This window comes from Streptomyces paromomycinus, assembly GCF_003865155.1.
Classification (GTDB): Bacteria; Actinomycetota; Actinomycetes; order Streptomycetales; family Streptomycetaceae; genus Streptomyces; species Streptomyces chrestomyceticus.
The window spans coordinates 795,683-811,107 of sequence record NZ_BHZD01000001.1 but is presented as its reverse complement, the minus strand read 5'-3'; the positions used below and the strand labels follow the sequence as shown (position 1 = coordinate 811,107).

Sequence of the window (15,425 nt, the reverse complement as noted above, 5' to 3'; positions counted from 1 at the left end):
GATGAACGCGGAGACGGAAGCGCGGGGGCAGGCGGCGGCGGAGGCGCGGGCCGAGTCACCGATACCGGCGCAGGCAGCGGCAGCGGCAGACCTCATCGGGAGCGAGCCCGCAGCGACCGGCTGGGGGGACGTACCGGGCGACACCGCCCTCACGATCAAGGTCCCGGAAGCCGATCCGGTGGTCCGCGCGGGCTTCCCCGCCCATGTGACCGTGCTCTACCCGTTCGTGCACGAGAGCCGCATCGACGCCGCGACGCGGCACGACCTCACCCGCCTCTTCGCCGGGCACGACGCCTTCACCCTGACCCTCGACTCGTTCGGCCGCTACCCCGGCGTGCTCTACCTCGACCCGTGGCCCCACGCCCCCGTGACCGCGCTGACCGAGGACCTCACCCGGCGCTGGCCGGAAGCCGTGCCCTACCGCGGGGTGTTCGGCGCCGGACTCGCCCCGCACCTGACGGTCGCGAACCACGAGGGCCCCGCCACTCAGGAGGCCGCGTACGACGCGTTGCAGGCCGAGCTGGCCCCTTCGCTGCCGCTGAGCTGTTCCGTACGGGAGGTCCACCTCATCGTCTGGGACGGGCGGCGCTGGCGGGACCGGGCGGCATACCGGCTGGGCGCGCCGTACCGTGTCGCTTGACCTTGTCGCAGCGACAACGTTTCTACTGAAGCCATGCGAATCGGAGAGCTCGCCGGCATCGTCGGCGTCACCACCCGTGCCGTACGGCACTACCACCGCACTGGGCTGCTGCCCGAGCCGCCGCGGCAGCCCAACGGCTACCGTGAGTACTCGCTGCGCGACGCCGTCGAGCTGGCCCGGATCCGGCGGCTGGTCGAGCTCGGCCTGAGCCTGGACGAGGTCAAGGACGTGCTGGCGGACGACGCGGGCAAGGACCTCGTCGAGATCCTCACCGAGCTGGACGCCGACCTGGCACGCCAGGAGGAGGCCATCCGGCAGCGCCGCGCCCGGCTGGCCCGGCTGTTCGAACAGGCCGAGCGGACCGGCCGGCTGCCGGCGGAGGCTCCCGTCTCCCCCGAGCTCGCGGCCGTCTTCGACGACATGGCCCGCGCCTCGGCGCAGGTACCCGGACCGGAGCCGGCGATGGCGGCCAAGGAACGGCAGCTCCTGGCCCTGCTGGAGACCGGCTCGCCGGGCGGCGACCGCGGCTGGTTCAACGGTCTGATGCACGCCTTCCGGGCCGATCCGGCGGCGATGCGGCGGGCGTACGACGTCTATGCCCGGATGGACGAGCTGGCCGAGGCCGCCGAGGACGACCCACGGGTGGAGCGGACCGCCCGGGCCATCGTCGACAGCATCCCGGACGAGGCGCTGCGGGCGATGCGTCTGCCGGCCGCCGGTGCCGAGGAAGCGGGCGACGGGTTCTCCGACGCCTTCTTCTCCGACTTCGCCCCCGCCCAGGCCGCCGCCGTGCACCGCGCCATCGAACTGCTCACGGAGCGTGCCGGGTGAAGACGCTGAGGAAGGCCGTGCGGTGGTCCTGCGCGGCACTGGTGCCGGGCGAGCTGGTGCTCGTCCTGTGCGTGGCCGGCGGGGTCCGCATCGCCCCGGCCGTCCGGTCGGCCACGGAGCCGGCCATGATCACGCTCGCGGCCGCGGCGGCGGCTCTGATCGCCCTCGACCACCGCCGCCACCGCCGCGCCGGGCTCGGCCGCCGCGCCGCCTTCGTCGCCGCGATCGCCGACACCGTCCCGGCGCCGGTGCGCAAGCTGACCGCCCACGAGGTGTTCCTCTCTACCAGCTTCCTGCGCTGGGTGACCCGCCGTGGCCCGCACGGGGTGCGCGACGGTGACCTGCCCGTCCCGTACGCGCCGGGACAGACGGCGACCATGTACGGCTTCCTGTTCGTCTGCGTCGTCGAGACCGTGGGGTTCGCCTTCCTGATCCCGTGGCCGGTGGTGCACGCCGTGACGCTCGTCCTCGACATCTGGGGCTGCTACTTCGTCATCGCCCTGCACGCCTCGTGCGTGGTGCGCCCGCACGTGGTCGGCGCCGACGGTTCGCTGCGCCTGCGCTACGGCGCCCTGCTGGACATCCGGATACCCGCCGACCGGGTGGCCTCCGTCCGCCGGGAGCAGAAGTTCCCCGACGGCAAGCTGGCCGTCGTGGACAAGAACGGTGTCGCCGACATGGCCGTGGCCGGCCGGACGACGGTCCTTGTCGAACTCACCGAACCGGTGCGCTTCGTACGCGCCCTGGGCAAGACCGCCGAGGCCCGCGCCTTCCGCTTCTACGCCGAGGACCCCGCGGCCGTCGTCACCGCGCTGAAAGCCGGTGCTCCGTCCGCCTGCTTGGCCTCGACCCGTCCGACTGCGTCCGGGCCGGACGCCAGTGCCTCGCACGCCGCCTCCCAGGCGGAGTCCCCGGGGTAGAGCCGCGACCGCAGGTAGGCCCAGGTGAGCCGCTGCACCGCCGACACCCGTTCGGGGCTCTCGTCGGTGGTCTCGGCGACGTCGTACCCGGAGATTCCGCCGAGCCCGTGCTCCGCGCCGAACAGGGTGAGCAGGGACTTGGGGCCGGGGGAGAGGACGTACGGGTCGGTGTGCCAGCCGGGGCCCCGGACCGTCAGGTGGGCGGAGTCGTCCTTGTCCCCGGCGACCACGAGCGTGGGCGTCGCCATCCGCGAGAAGTCCGTGGTCGCCAGGAACGGGAACGCTTCGGCCACGGACGCGGTGAGGGCGGCACCGCCCCTGCCGGGGGCGGCGAGCAGGACACCCGCCTTGATCCGGGGATCGGTCAGGTCCACCACCGCCCCGTCGTCCGGGTCGGTGAGCCGGGCGCCGAGCAGCAGGCTCGCGGTGTGTCCGCCCATCGAGTGCCCGGCCACGGCGACCCGCTCGCGGTCCAGGCGCCCCGGAAGCTGCGGGACCGCCGCTTCGATCACGTCGAGCCGGTCGAGGACGTGCCGCATGTCCTCGGCCCGCGAGCGCCAGTGCAGGGGTGCGCCGGGGGTGGCGGGGTCCAGGTCGAGGGTCCGCGAACTGAGGTGGGTGGGCTGGATGACGGCGAAGCCGTGCGCCGCCCAGAAGTTGGCGAGGGGCGCGTAGCCGTTCAGCGAGGAGAGGTGGTGGGAGTAGCCCTGGCCGTGCGAGAGGAGGACGACCGGCAGGTCGCTCCCGGTGACCGGCGCGGAGATCCGTAGCTGGAGGTCCACGGCCCGGCCGGGCACGGTCAGCACCACCGGGCCGACCGAGAGGACGGGGGCGGGCGGGCCGAAGGTGCCGGCCGGGGAAGTCGATGCATTCATGAGGCACACGTCCCTTCAAGGGCCGCTGCCGGTGGCCGCGTTCGGCGGGCACGGGAAACGGCGGTCAAGGGCGTCCGGCTACGGCGCAAGCCAAAGCGGAACGCTGTTCCGGTTACGATATGGAACAGCGTTCCGCTTTGTCAACGGAGGTGGGGCGCCTACAGGCCGAGATCCAGGGCCAGGCACGAGAAGTGGTTCCAGGAGCCTTCGGGGGTGTACGCGTTCGGCGTGCGGCTCTCCGGCGAGGGCCGCTCCGTGACCATGTCCTCGAACGGGATGCGCTCGGGCAGCTTGCCGAACTTGGCCTGCCGGGCGGCTGTCGGGGTGTCCGTCGTGTTGCCGGTGTTCATCGTGGGCCTCCGTGCGGGGCGGGTGTGGAACGACTCTGACAGGCGGCGCGTCACCGGTCAAGGGGGTGACGCTGGAGGGATGTGACGGATCCGGCGGTGTCGGGCGGGGCGGGGCGGCGGCGGAGGTGTGTCCCACAACTCGGGCGCCTGGTGAGGCCGGTGCGCCGTGCGCCGGAGGCGGTGCTCAGCGGCGGCGCGCCCGCTGCGCACCTACGAATCGAGGTGGTCGAGGCTGAGCAGGCCGGAACGGCGGGTGAGTGCCGAGGGCGGGCGGCCGCCCAGTGCGGCGACGACGGTTCCCACATCGATTCCGTGCTGCTCCAGCACCGGCCGGACCGGAGCGGCCCGCAGGTGTTCCCGTGACCTTGCGGCGATGAGCTGTGCGAGCTGGGCGTGCTGTGAATCTGGTTGGCTGCCCATCGGGGCACCGCGCGACCTGTGGGACAGCGGGCGGCCGGTGCGGTCAGCGTGCGGCCGCGGCGGGTGCGCCCCTCTTGCGCGCGCGGTAAGCGGCGGCCTTGATCTTGTTGCCGCAGGACTCCATGCCGCACCACTGCCGCCGCGCGCCCCGCGACCGGTCGATGTAGACCCGCGTGCACTCGGGATTCCCGCACTCCTTCAGCAGCGGCACGTCCGGCCCGCTCAGCAACTCCACCGCCTGGCGGGCCACGGCGGACAGCGCTTCCTCCGGGGTGGCGTCGGTGCGGCGGCCGGCGCTCGTCAGCTGCGGCGCCGCGGAGGGTTTCCGCGCGGCCTTGTTGAGTACGTCCAAGGCCCGGTCGCCGAACGGCTCGCCGAGGCGACGCGCGGTGATCAGCTCGTAGACCGCCTCCCGCACCGACTTCGCGCGCTCCACCTCGGACGGCCGGACAGGCGTCACGGAATCCACCAGCCCGGCCTCCACGTACCACGCCTCCAGCCGCTCCGGCGTCGCGAACATCTCGAAGCGGACGGTGCGCCGGGCGCGGAGCGTCGCGGCGAAGTCGAGGGCGGGATGCCCGCAGACGAAGACATGGTCGGTGTTCACGATCACCATGCTGACGGGTGACGAGGGGCGCGGCAAGGCGCGTCGCGTCACCGGGCGGAGGCGCCGGGCCGGAGCCTGCCTTTCATGTCGTCAGTGCGGTCCGTGTTCTTCGTGCTGTCCGTGCCTACGCGCTGCCCGTGCCCTGCGTGCTCTCCGCGCCGTCCGAGGGCACCGGGCCGCCGGAGCGCAGTCGCAGCCGGCGGCCGGCCCAGCGCCCGCGCAGCCACCGGTCGTGACTGGCCACGACGATCGCGCCCGGCCCGGCGTCAAGGGCGTCCTCCAGTTCGTCGCACAGGCGCGGGGAGAGGTGGTTCGTCGGCTCGTCGAGCAGCAGGAGGTGCGGCGGGTGCGCCACCAGGAGGGCCAGCGCGAGCCTGCGGCGCTGGCCGACCGACAACTGCCCCACCGGCTTGTCGAGATCCCTGACGCCCAGCAGCCCCAACGATCCCAGCGGTACCGCCTCCGCCCGCTCGGCCCCCAGCTCGTGGGTGTACGTGTCGCGTGCCGAGCGGTCCGGGCGCTCGAACACGGTGTCCTGCGCCAGCAGGCCCACGGTCAGGCCGGGCCGTCTGCGTACCGCGCCCTCGCGCTCGGCATCGAGCCGCCCGGCCAGCAGGGACAGCAGGGTCGACTTCCCGGCCCCGTTGTCTCCCGTCACCAGGAGTCGGTCCCCGGCAGGGATGTCCAGGCGCGCGATGTCCAGCCGACCGGGCACGCGTACGTCACGCAGCGCGACGAGTGGGCTGTCCACGGGAGCGCTGGCCGCCGCAGTGCCGTGTACCGGACCGCTGTCCGCCGGAACACCGTCCACCAGCGCGCCCGTCAGCGCCCCGACGTGCAGGCGCAGCGGTTTCGGAGGTCTGCCGACCTGGGTCCGTTCCAGTTCGTCCAGCCGGCGGGCGGCGTTGCGTACCCGCCGGGAGACCTGTTGCTGCACCCGGCCGGCCCGGTGGCCGTACCCCATCTTCTCGTTGTCCCGGGGCCCGCGGTCCGGGGCGACGCGGCGCGCGGTCACCCCGGCCGAGCGGCGCAGCGCCTCCAACTCCTCCTGCTCCGCGGCGTACCGCTGGTCCCAGCGCTCGCGTTCCGCCTGTTTCTCGGCACGGTAGGCGCTGTAGTTGCCGCCGAAGCGAACCGGACCGTGCACCGCCGGGTCGAGATCGATCAGGTCGGTGCAGACCGCGTCGAGGAACGCCCGGTCGTGGCTGGCCGCCACGACGACGCCGGGCAGTGCGCGGAGCTGCTCCTCCACGAAGGCGGCCGCTTCGTCGTCGAGGTGGTTGGTCGGCTCGTCCAGCAGGAGGGCGGCGGGCCGGCGGACGAGGAGCGCGGCCAGCGCCAGCCGGCCGCGCTGCCCGCCGGACAGCGAATCGAGCGTCCGGTCCTGTCCGAACCCGCCGAGGCCGAGTCCGTCCAGGACGATCGCGGCCCGCCGGTCGGCGTCCCAGGCCTCGCTCTCCTGGGCGTGTTCGAGCTGCCTCCCGTACGCGTCCAGCAGTCCGGCGTGGCCGGGGCGGTCGTCCGGGGTATCGGCGAGCAGCCGGGTCAGCCGGTCGAGTTCGGCCAGGACGGCGCGGGCCTCCCGCAGGGCGTCGGCCAGCACCCGCGCGATCGTCGTGGCACCGTCGAACGGCATCTCCTGGTGCAGGAAGCCCAGGTCGGCCGGGCGGGTGACCTGGCCGGTGTCGGGTTCGTCCACGCCCGCGAGCAGGCGCAGCAAAGTCGATTTGCCGATCCCGTTCTCGCCGACGAGACCGACGCGCCGACCGGGGGAGACGGTGAGCGAGACGCCGTCCAGGACCCGTCGGGTCCCCAGCGTACGGACGAGATCATGGGCGAGCAGGGCGGGTCGGGGCATGGTGATCCTCCTGGAGCGGTGGAGCGGTGGAGCGGTGGGCGGCCCGCCGGGTGGACACCTCGGACGCGGGCCGGGCCGTGTTCCGCTCCCTCACACCTCGGGGGCCGCCGTCTCCCGCAGCTCGCCGCCGGCCAGCCGCAGCCACCGGTCGATCCCGATCCGGGCGAGGAACCGTTCGTCATGGCTGACCACGACGAACGCGCCCTGGTAGGACGCCAGCGCGCTCTCCAGCTGCCCGGCGCTGACCAGGTCGAGGTTGTTCGTCGGCTCGTCCAGGAGCAGCAGCTGCGGGGCCGGTTCGGCGCACAGCACACAGGCCAGGGTGGCGCGCAGCCGCTCGCCGCCGGACAGCACGTGGACCGGGAGGTGCGCCCGGGAGCCCCGGAAGAGGAAGCGCGCGAGCAGGTTCATCCGTTCCGCCGCCGTACGCTGCGGCGCGAACGCGGCGAAGTTCTCGGCCACGGTCCGGGACAGATCCAGCACGTCGAGGCGCTGCGAGAGGTACGCGATCCGGCTGTCGGCCCGCTTGATCTGCCCCGCGTCGGGTGCGAGGCCGCCCTCCAGCAGGCGCAGCAGCGTGGTCTTGCCGGCGCCGTTGGGGCCGGTCAGCGCGATGCGCTCGGGGCCCCGGATCGTCAGGTCGACCCCGCCGCCGGCGAACAGCGGCCGCTCGCCGTGGCTGACGCGCAGGCCCTCGCCGAGGAACAGGTTGCGCCCCGCGGGCACGTTGGTGTCGGGCAGGTCCAGCGTGATGCGCTGCTCGTCGCGCACGGCACGGCCCGCCTCGTCCAGCCGGGCCTTTGCCTCGCTGACCCGGGAGGCGTGCATCTGGCCCGCCCGGCCCGCCGACTCCTGGGCCCCGCGCTTCATGTTCCCGGCGAAGATGCGGGGCAGCCCCGCGTTCTTGAGGTTGCGCGAGGCGTTGCTCGCCCGGCGGTCGGCGCGCTCGCGGGCCTGCTGCAACTCCCGCTTCTCCCGCTTGAGTTCCTGCTCGGCGTTGCGGACGTTCTTCTCGGCGACCTCCTGTTCGGCCTGGACGGCTTCCTCGTACGCGGTGAAGTTGCCGCCGTACAGCCGCAGGGCGCCCGGCTCCAGCTCGGCGATGCGGTCCATGCGGTCGAGCAGGGCCCGGTCGTGGCTCACCAGGAGCAGGCAGCCGTTCCAGTCCTCCAGCACGTCGTAGAGCTTGTGCCGCGCGTCGAGGTCCAGGTTGTTCGTCGGCTCGTCGAGCAACAGCACGTCGGGCCGCTTGAGCAACTGCGCGGCCAGGCCGAGCGAGACGATCTGACCGCCGCTGAGGGTGCTCAGGCCGCGGTCCAGGGTCAGTTCGGTGAGGCCGAGCCGGTCGAGCTGCGCGCGGGTGCGCTCCTCGATGTCCCAGTCGTCGCCGATGGTCGCGAAGTGTTTCTCGTCCACGTCGCCGGACTCCACGGCGTCCAGGGCGCGGATCACCTCGGCGACGCCCAGCACCTCGGCCACGGTGAGGCCGGCGGCGAGCGGGAGGCTCTGCGGGAGGTGGCCGAGGGTGCCGGAGACGGTGACGGTCCCGGCGGCGGGGCGCAGTTCACCGGCGATCAGCTTGAGCAGGGTGCTCTTGCCGGAACCGTTGGGTGCCACCAGACCCGTACGGCCGGTGCCCACGGTGAAGGACAGGTCCTGGAAGACGGGGGTGTCGTCGGGCCAGGAAAAGGACAGGCTGGAGCAGACGACGAAAGCGTCGGACATGGGGATACCTCGGAAAACACGACGGGCCCGGCAGACACCGGTGCCCGGAGAGCGGGCAGGAGGGTACGACAAGGCAGCCACCACGGCGGTGCTCCGCGCACCGGCCGGCGGCCGTCAGGTCCGGGTATCACCCGGAGATGTCGTCGTCGCCCGCCACAGCTGCGTCTCCTCGATCCGAGATCAGTTCCTCGCCAGGCTAACACCCGTGCATGCCTGCCGCGTACTGCCGACGCCGTAAAAACTGGACTTGTGGGTCCATTTTTGCCGTCCTACGCTGCGCCGCAGTTGACGGTCGGCGGTGCGACGAGCCCGCCGGGGAAAGGACATGCGCATGCACGCGATCCGTATGGACCGGCACGGTGGCCCCGAGGTCATGAACTGGACCGCGATACCGGACCCGGTGCCTGGAAAAGGCGAGGTGCTGGTGCGGCTCTCCGTCGCTGGAGTGAACTTCATGGACATCGGGGCCCGGACGGCCGGCGGTCCCGGCTGGGCCGCTCCCGCGATCCTCGGAGCCGAGGGCACGGGCCGGGTGACAGCCCTCGGAGCGGGCGTCGAGGGCTTCGCCCCGGGCGACCGCGTCGCCTGGTTCTACCACCCCGGCAGCTATGCCGAACTGCTCTGCATTCCACAGGAATCGCTGGTCAAGGTGCCCGACGAGGTGTCCGACGAGACGGCGGCCGCGGTCATGATGCAGGGCCTGACGGCCAATCACCTCACCACCGAGACCTACCCCGTCGGGCCGGGGGACACCGCCGTCGTGCACGCCGCGGCGGGCGGCGTCGGACTGCTGCTGACCCAGATGATCAAAGCGCGCGGCGGCCGGTGATCGGGCTGGTGTCCCGGGAGGAGAAGAAGGCGGCGGCGCGGGAAGCCGGCGCGGACCATGTCCTGGTTCCCTGCGGGGAGGGCTTCGAAGGCCAGGTCAGAGAGTTGACGGAAGGCGTGGGCGCGCATGTGGTGTACGACGGGGGCGGCAGCGCGACGTTCCGCTCCTCGCAACGGGCGCTGCGCCCGCACGGAGTCCATGCCTACTACGGGCCGTTCATGGGCGTCCCGACCCTCGCTCCGACCGATCTCCCCGACAGCATCTTCCTGACGTACCCCGTGGTGCACCACCATGTGCCCACGCGTGCGGCCCTGGTCCAGCGCACGGGAGAGGTCTTCGGCCTGATCCGGGGCGGACGGCTGACCCCGCGCATCGGGGGGCGTTACGCCCTGTCGGACGCCGCGCGGGCGCACGCCGACCTGGAATCCCGCCGGACCACGGGCAAGCTCCTGCTCGTACCCTGACTGCCGTGCCTCCGCCGGGCCTCCGGCCCCGGACTTCGGCCCCGGACTTCGGTCTCCGGCCTTCGACGACAGGGAGAACCGTCATGCCGCTGACCCGCAAGGGCGCCGCCACCCGGCAGCGCATCGTCGAGGGCGCGGCCTCCGAGATGCGCCGGCTGGGCATCTTCGCCCTGACGCTGGACGACGTCATGCGGCACACCGCGACCAGCAAGAGCCAGCTGTTCCACTACTTCCCCGGCGGGAAGGACGAGCTGTTGCTGGCCGTGGCCCGCCACGAGGCGTCCGGTGTGATCAGCGATCAGCAGCCGGAACTGGCCTCGCTGAATTCCTGGAGCGCCTGGCGGAGTTGGCGCGACAAGGTCGTCGAGCGCTACCGCGAGCAGGGCCCCAACTGTCCGCTCAACGCGGTCATGGGGCAGCTCGGCCCGACGACGGAGGGGGCCCAGGCCGTGGTGCGGGAACTGTACGCCCGGTGGGAGGGCGAACTGGCCGCCGGCATCCGCGGTATGCAGAGCCAGGGCGAGATCGACGCCGCCCTGGACGCCGGGCGTGGCGCACGTGCCCTCCTGGCCGGCATCCAGGGGGGCGTGCTGATCCACCTCACGACCGGGAGCCTGGAACACCTGGAAGCGGCCCTGGACCAGGGGATCGAGTTCCTCCGCCGGTCGGCGGCGAAGGCGTAGCGCCGCACGCGGGCCTCGCCGCGACCGCTGCCGGACCGCCGCTCCTCGGTGCGGCGTCCCTCAGGCCGTACTGGGGTGCCGGCGGCTGTCGGGAAGCGCGGTGCGGTCGCGGTCCTGCTCGTCCTGGACGAGCAGGGACAGCAGGGACGCCACGGTCAGGCCCGCTTCGGCCGGGTGGCGCAGCACCTTGCTGGGGTCGATCCGGTAGGTGTTGCTGCGGCCCTCGCGGGTGTGCGAGAGGTAACCGTCGCGCTCCAGGTCCGAGATGATCTTCTGGACGGCGCGCTCGGTCAGCCGGCAGTGCGCCGCGATGTCACGGATGCGGGCATGGTGATCGTCGGCGATAGCGGCCAGCACCCGGGCATGATTGGTCACAAATGTCCAGCCGCTGTGCGGTTCGGGTACCCCGTTGTTCGACTCGGTCAGTCCGTCCATGCTCCAACTCTACCGACCGAACATTCACGCGTCTCGATACACGCAACGATTTTCGTGTATTAGTTGACGGGTGTCCGTCGATGGGCGAGCCTGAGATGGACGGCGGACGAGCCGATGACGACGGGAGAGGAAGGTCATGCCGGAAGCTGCGCACTGGGCGCGCCTCCCCGACGATCCGGCTGCGGGCAACGGGAACGGCGGCCCGCCGGCCGCGTATGCACCGAGCCTGGCGCGGACCGGGACCTCGCGAAATGGCGACCGTACGGCGGTGTCGGTGCACGGAGAGCTGGATCTGAACGCCTGCGGGACGATCGAGAGTGGTCTGCACGAAGCCGTGAACCGTTCGTCCCGGGGTGTCGACCTCCACCTCGGCTCGGTGACGTTCTGCGACTGCTCCGGCCTCAACATGCTGCTGCGACTGCGGCAGCGGGCCGGCGCGCAGGGCAAGTCCGTCGTCATCGTCTCCAGCAGCCGTGCGGTCGAGCGGCTGCTGGAGCTGACGGAGGCGCGCGAACTCTTCGTCCCGCCGGAGCCGGACCCCGACCCGGCCCCGGATCCGAACCCGGCCCCCGGCCCGGCCTTTGTCCCGGCTCCCCACTCGGACCACGGCGCGCACCACGCCCCGAACGGCGCTCCGGACAGCGCCCCGCGTCATGCCCCGGACGGCGGACGTCCGGCGTTCTCCGCGATCGACGACCCGGCCCGGTACGAGGACGCTTCCCGGGATCTGCCCACGGAGATCGCACAGCTGCGCCGTGCCATGCGGACCCGCCCGGCCATCGACCTGGCCCGCGGCATCCTGATGGCCACCTTCACCCTGAGCCCGGAGGCCGCCTGGTCCGTCCTGGTCAGTGCTTCCCAGAACACCAACATGAAACTGCATGTTCTCGCTCAAGAGCTGGTCGACAGCGTTCAGGGAGCGGCGCTGCCCGAAGCGGTGCAGGGGCAGCTGGGGGCCGCGGTCGCCAGGGCGAGGGCGGCTCCGGCGGTCCCGGCGCAGTCGGGTACGGCCGCCGTACGGAACACCGGGCCCGAGCCGTGGCGCGCGGCGCCCGGCGAGTAACCACGGAGCCTCGGGACTACGGAGCCCGGCCCGGCGAAACCGGCGGGCGGCCCCGTACTCCCTCACCCAGTCGACGGATTCCGGCGCGCACGTTGACGAGATACCTCCGCAGCGCGGCGCTGCGGAGAGTCGCGTACCGCACACTGACAAGCATGGACCACATCAGTCAGCCGGGGGCGGTGTCCTCGCGGCGGTTCCCGCCGCGGCCGGAGAGTGCGGGCCAGGCCCGGCGCTTTGTGCGGGCCGCTCTGGCCGACTGCGCGCCGGACGCGGTGGAGACCGCCGAGCTGCTGGTCAGCGAGCTGATGACCAACGTAGTGCTGCACGCGCGTACGGAGGCCGAGGTGTCGGCCCGGGTGCTCGGCCACGTGGTACGGGTCGGAGTCGGCGACAGCCGGCCGTGCCGCCGGCCGGTGCCGAGGGAGTCCGCCCCGTACGCCGGTCCGGGACAGGGACTGGCGGTCGTCGGGCATCTGGCCTCCCGGTACGGCGTCGACACCGGGGGCGGGCGCAAGACGGTGTGGTTCGAACTGTGGCTCGACGGGCGGCCACCCCCGCCCTCCACCTGGGCGACCGTCGCGCCGCCCTGCGGCCCTACCCGTACGGTGACGCTCGTCGATCTGCCCGGCACGCTGTACCTGGCGTCCCAGCACCACCGGCACGCACTGCTGCGGGAGCTGACGCTGGCCGCGTCCACCGGTGCGGACACCGGAGTGGACCCGGACGACCTGGCCGCCGCGCACGACGCGAACCATGCGATCAGCGCGGGCGTGTCGGCGGCGCTGGACGGCCGGCCGACGGTGAGCCATGTCCACTCCCTGAGCGTCTCCCTCCCGGCGGGCGTCGCACGGGCGGTACGCATCCTGGGCCGGGTGCTCGACGCGGCCGAGGAGGCGGCCCGGGACGAACGCCTCCTCACCTGGCCGTCGCTGCCCCAGAACCGTGTCTTCCGCCGCTGGCTGCTCGACCAGATCACCGGCCAGCTCACCGGCGGACCGCCCACCGCGTGGACCATGGTGCCCCGCGAGCCGAGCGCCAGCCCCTCGGAACTGGTGGCCTGGGACGCCAGTCAGGTGTGGGCGAGCAGGGTGCCCACCATCGCGGCCGACGACGACAACCGGATCGTCGTGGCGAACGGCCCGGCCGCCGACATGCTCGGCTGGCAGGAGGACGAACTGGTCGGCCAACGTCTCACCGTACTGATCCCGGAACACCTCAGGGACCGTCACGTGACGGCCTTCACCCGCCTGCTGCTCACCGGTCAGCCGCACATCCTGGGCCGCTCGGTACCGCTTCCGGCGCTCCACCGGGACGGCAGGCTGGTCCCCGTCCGGCTGTTCATCCAGACCCAGGTGACGGCTGACGGCCGTACCGTCTACGTCGCCCAGCTCGCCCCCAGGACCGCCCCGCCCGTTCCCGCGCCCCTCACCTCCGGGGAGAGCCAGGCCATCTCCCCGCAGCCGCCCGGCGGACCGGAACTGCCGGACGATCCGGAGCGCGTCACGGAAACGGAAAGTGACGAGCCGGACGGGCCGGCCCGGGAACGCCGGCTGCTGGCCGACATCGGGGAATCGCTGAGCAGCACCCCCAACCTGGACGAGGGGCTCCAGCGGGTCTGCAAGATCCTCACGCAGCGGCTGGCCGACTGGTGCGTGGTGGACCTGCTCGACGACGGCGAACTGCTGGAGCGGTTCTGCGTGGCGCACCACAGCTCCACGGAGCTGCCCGCCGAGGCGTACGCGGGCCGGCTCCCACCGGTGACCGGCGCGGCACGGGGGCCGCTGGCCCGGGTGCTGCGCGGCGCCGGACCGCTGCTGCTCACCGAGGGCCCGGAGCCGAGCCAGGTCAAGAGCCCGCTCGATGTCCACGACCGCGAACTGTTCGAACGGGTGGGGGCCAACAGCGCGGTCATCGCCCCGCTGCGGACCCGCGGGGCCGTCTTCGGCGCCCTCACCCTGATCCGCACCGACGGGGAACGGCCGTTCACCGAGGAGTCGCTGCCCCTCATCGGCGACCTGGTCCGCAGCCTCGCCCTGGGCGTGGAACACGCCCGCCTCTACCAGGAGACCCGGCACATCGCCGAGCGCCTCCAGCGCTCCCTGCTGCCCGAACTGCCCGAGATCGCACACCTGCGGATGGCCGCCCGCTACGCGCCGTCCTCCACGACCGCGCAGATCGGCGGCGACTGGTACGACAGCTTCGTCGTCCCCGGCGGCCGGACCGCCGTGGTCATCGGCGACGTCACCGGCCACGACCTGGAGGCCGCCGTCGCCATGAGCCAACTGCGCAGCATGCTGCGCGGCATCGCCATCGACCGCCAGGAACCGCCCGAGGAGGTGCTGCGCCGCCTGGACGTCGCGAACCACAGCCTGTCCGAGGAGGCCACCGCCACCTGCATCTACGGCCTGGTCACCGGCTCCGCCGACGGGCCCTGGCAGCTCAACCACTCCTCCGCCGGGCACCTGCCGCCGCTGCTGACGACCCGGGAGGGCGACACCCGGTACCTCGACGCGGGCTCCGGACTGCTGCTGGGCATGGAACCGGACATGCCCCGCCCGGGCGCCACCGACCCGATCCCGGCGCACGCGACCGTCCTGCTCTACACCGACGGCCTCATCGAACGCCGCGACGAGTCCCTCGACCACGCCATGGACCGGCTCCGCCGGCACGCCGCCGCCCTGGCGGCCGAACCCCTCGACGTCTTCTGCGACGAACTCCTCATCGCGCTGAGCGCCGACAGCGCCGACGACATCGCCCTGCTCGCCTTCCGCCCGGTACCGTGCGCCTGAAGTCCACCGCCCGTCCGCGAGAAGCCGCCGGCCCACGCCGATGAGCCGTCCGCTGCACGGCGAGAAGCCGCCTGTCCGACGGCGGGGAGCCGCCCGTCGCACGGTGCGGAACCGCCCGCCTCACGGCGAGAAATAGGTCCCGGGCGGCACCCCGACCACACGCCGGAACGCCGCCACGAACGCGCTCGGTGACGCGTAACCGACCCGACACGCCACCGCCGCCACCGTCGCACCGCCCGCCAGCAGCGGCATCGCGCTCTGCAGCCGGGTCCGGGTACGCCACTGGCCGAACGGCATCCCCGTCTCCGCGGCGAACGCGCGAGCCAGCGTCCGCGCGCTGGCCCCGACCTCCGCGCCCCACTCGGCCAGGGTCCGGTCGTCCGCCGGACATCTGCGCAGGGCGTGCGCGACGCGGCGCGCCCGGTCGTCGCGGGGCAGCGGCGCCAGCACCGTCGCCACCGACACCGGCCGTAGCTGATCGAGAACGACCGCTTCCGCATGTTCCCGGGCGCATGCCGACAAGCTGTCGTCCGCCAGGTACCCGATCAACTCGCGCAGCAGGGGCGAGACGCCGACGACGGTCGGGGCCGTCCAGCGCACCGGGCACCGGTCCGGCACGTAGTACAGGCTGTGGCCCTCGACCGGGCCGGTCGCCCCCGTCGCGTGCTCGACGCCGGCCGGGATCCACAAGGCCATCGTCGGCGGCAGGACCCAGGTGCTGCCCCGGGCGCGTACGGCGATGACTCCCTTCTCCGCCCAGGCCAGTTGGTGCGTCGTGTGCCAGTGCCGCCCGTACCACTGGCCGTCGGCCACCACGAAAGTGCCGACCACCACCGCCGCTTCCGGCGTCCCGTTCCCCGGGACGAGGTGTCCGTATCGCGACAGGACGTGTCCCCCTACCTCGTGGTGGACGTCCTCCGCGCTTCCTAGCATCGC

13 protein-coding genes and 1 pseudogene are annotated in these 15,425 nt (G+C 72.9%); 6 read left to right on the top strand and 8 right to left on the bottom strand.

The window, feature by feature from the left end; genetic code table 11:
• The first annotated feature begins 1 nt into the window (after position 1).
• A complete protein-coding gene (locus OEIGOIKO_RS03145) occupies positions 2-640 on the top strand; it encodes a 2'-5' RNA ligase family protein (protein ID WP_125051621.1) in 639 nt (212 codons plus the stop codon).
• Positions 641-673: 33 nt separating this feature from the next.
• Positions 674-1,471, top strand: coding sequence for a MerR family transcriptional regulator (locus OEIGOIKO_RS03140; RefSeq protein ID WP_125051619.1), 798 nt, complete (start codon positions 674-676; stop codon positions 1,469-1,471).
• A 778-nt stretch (positions 1,472-2,249) separates the two neighbouring features.
• Here OEIGOIKO_RS03140 and OEIGOIKO_RS03130 read toward each other — a convergent pair.
• The 6 genes from OEIGOIKO_RS03130 to abc-f form a co-directional block, all read right to left on the bottom strand.
• Complete coding sequence (locus OEIGOIKO_RS03130) at positions 2,250-3,266, bottom strand: alpha/beta hydrolase family protein (protein WP_125051617.1); 1,017 nt, start codon at positions 3,264-3,266, stop codon at positions 2,250-2,252.
• Positions 3,267-3,424: 158 nt separating this feature from the next.
• On the bottom strand, positions 3,425-3,616 hold the full coding sequence (locus OEIGOIKO_RS03125; RefSeq protein ID WP_125051615.1) for a hypothetical protein: 192 nt from the start codon (positions 3,614-3,616) through the stop codon (positions 3,425-3,427).
• Between the two features lie 210 nt (positions 3,617-3,826).
• Positions 3,827-4,036: a hypothetical protein gene (locus OEIGOIKO_RS03120; protein WP_125051613.1), complete on the bottom strand. Its 210-nt coding sequence runs from the start codon at positions 4,034-4,036 to the stop codon at positions 3,827-3,829.
• Positions 4,037-4,079: 43 nt separating this feature from the next.
• Entirely contained in the window at positions 4,080-4,643 is a 564-nt protein-coding gene (locus OEIGOIKO_RS03115) for a CGNR zinc finger domain-containing protein (protein WP_125051610.1), read from the bottom strand.
• Positions 4,644-4,767: 124 nt separating this feature from the next.
• Positions 4,768-6,501: an ABC-F family ATP-binding cassette domain-containing protein gene (locus OEIGOIKO_RS03110; RefSeq protein ID WP_125051608.1), complete on the bottom strand. Its 1,734-nt coding sequence runs from the start codon at positions 6,499-6,501 to the stop codon at positions 4,768-4,770.
• A 90-nt stretch (positions 6,502-6,591) separates the two neighbouring features.
• Complete coding sequence (gene abc-f, locus OEIGOIKO_RS03105; RefSeq protein WP_125051606.1) at positions 6,592-8,226, bottom strand: ribosomal protection-like ABC-F family protein; 1,635 nt, start codon at positions 8,224-8,226, stop codon at positions 6,592-6,594.
• 331 nt (positions 8,227-8,557) lie between these two features.
• On the opposite strand from abc-f, the pseudogene OEIGOIKO_RS03100 reads away from it, so the two are divergent.
• A pseudogene (locus OEIGOIKO_RS03100) lies at positions 8,558-9,519 on the top strand (quinone oxidoreductase family protein).
• Positions 9,520-9,602: 83 nt separating this feature from the next.
• Positions 9,603-10,202: a TetR/AcrR family transcriptional regulator gene (locus OEIGOIKO_RS03095; RefSeq protein WP_125051604.1), complete on the top strand. Its 600-nt coding sequence runs from the start codon at positions 9,603-9,605 to the stop codon at positions 10,200-10,202.
• Between the two features lie 60 nt (positions 10,203-10,262).
• Here OEIGOIKO_RS03095 and OEIGOIKO_RS03090 read toward each other — a convergent pair whose 3' ends face one another.
• Positions 10,263-10,637, bottom strand: a complete 375-nt coding sequence (locus tag OEIGOIKO_RS03090; protein WP_125051602.1) for a helix-turn-helix transcriptional regulator — start codon at positions 10,635-10,637, stop codon at positions 10,263-10,265.
• Between the two features lie 136 nt (positions 10,638-10,773).
• Here OEIGOIKO_RS03090 and OEIGOIKO_RS03085 point away from each other — a divergent pair, with 136 nt between their 5' ends.
• On the top strand, positions 10,774-11,700 hold the full coding sequence (locus OEIGOIKO_RS03085; protein WP_125051600.1) for an ANTAR domain-containing protein: 927 nt from the start codon (positions 10,774-10,776) through the stop codon (positions 11,698-11,700).
• A gap of 152 nt (positions 11,701-11,852) precedes the next feature.
• Complete coding sequence (locus OEIGOIKO_RS03080; protein WP_125051598.1) at positions 11,853-14,489, top strand: SpoIIE family protein phosphatase; 2,637 nt, start codon at positions 11,853-11,855, stop codon at positions 14,487-14,489.
• A gap of 120 nt (positions 14,490-14,609) precedes the next feature.
• Here the strand turns inward: OEIGOIKO_RS03080 and OEIGOIKO_RS03075 are convergent, their stop codons facing one another.
• Positions 14,610-15,422, bottom strand: coding sequence for an AraC family transcriptional regulator (locus OEIGOIKO_RS03075; protein ID WP_170252007.1), 813 nt, complete (start codon positions 15,420-15,422; stop codon positions 14,610-14,612).
• Between the last annotated feature and the right edge of the window lie 3 nt (positions 15,423-15,425).

Excerpts from the sequence above, each read along its gene's own strand:
- OEIGOIKO_RS03090 (WP_125051602.1), bottom strand. The coding sequence starts at position 10,637 with ATGGACGGACTGACCGAGTCGAACAACGGGGTACCCGAACCGCACAGC.
- OEIGOIKO_RS03110 (WP_125051608.1), bottom strand. The coding sequence starts at position 6,501 with ATGCCCCGACCCGCCCTGCTCGCCCATGATCTCGTCCGTACGCTGGGG.
- OEIGOIKO_RS03085 (WP_125051600.1), top strand. The coding sequence starts at position 10,774 with ATGCCGGAAGCTGCGCACTGGGCGCGCCTCCCCGACGATCCGGCTGCG.
- OEIGOIKO_RS03080 (WP_125051598.1), top strand. The coding sequence starts at position 11,853 with ATGGACCACATCAGTCAGCCGGGGGCGGTGTCCTCGCGGCGGTTCCCG.
- OEIGOIKO_RS03140 (WP_125051619.1), top strand. The coding sequence starts at position 674 with ATGCGAATCGGAGAGCTCGCCGGCATCGTCGGCGTCACCACCCGTGCC.
- OEIGOIKO_RS03075 (WP_170252007.1), bottom strand. The coding sequence starts at position 15,422 with ATGCTAGGAAGCGCGGAGGACGTCCACCACGAGGTAGGGGGACACGTC.
- OEIGOIKO_RS03130 (WP_125051617.1), bottom strand. The coding sequence starts at position 3,266 with ATGAATGCATCGACTTCCCCGGCCGGCACCTTCGGCCCGCCCGCCCCC.
- OEIGOIKO_RS03125 (WP_125051615.1), bottom strand. The coding sequence starts at position 3,616 with ATGAACACCGGCAACACGACGGACACCCCGACAGCCGCCCGGCAGGCC.
- abc-f (WP_125051606.1), bottom strand. The coding sequence starts at position 8,226 with ATGTCCGACGCTTTCGTCGTCTGCTCCAGCCTGTCCTTTTCCTGGCCC.
- OEIGOIKO_RS03095 (WP_125051604.1), top strand. The coding sequence starts at position 9,603 with ATGCCGCTGACCCGCAAGGGCGCCGCCACCCGGCAGCGCATCGTCGAG.
- OEIGOIKO_RS03145 (WP_125051621.1), top strand. The coding sequence starts at position 2 with ATGAACGCGGAGACGGAAGCGCGGGGGCAGGCGGCGGCGGAGGCGCGG.
- OEIGOIKO_RS03120 (WP_125051613.1), bottom strand. The coding sequence starts at position 4,036 with ATGGGCAGCCAACCAGATTCACAGCACGCCCAGCTCGCACAGCTCATC.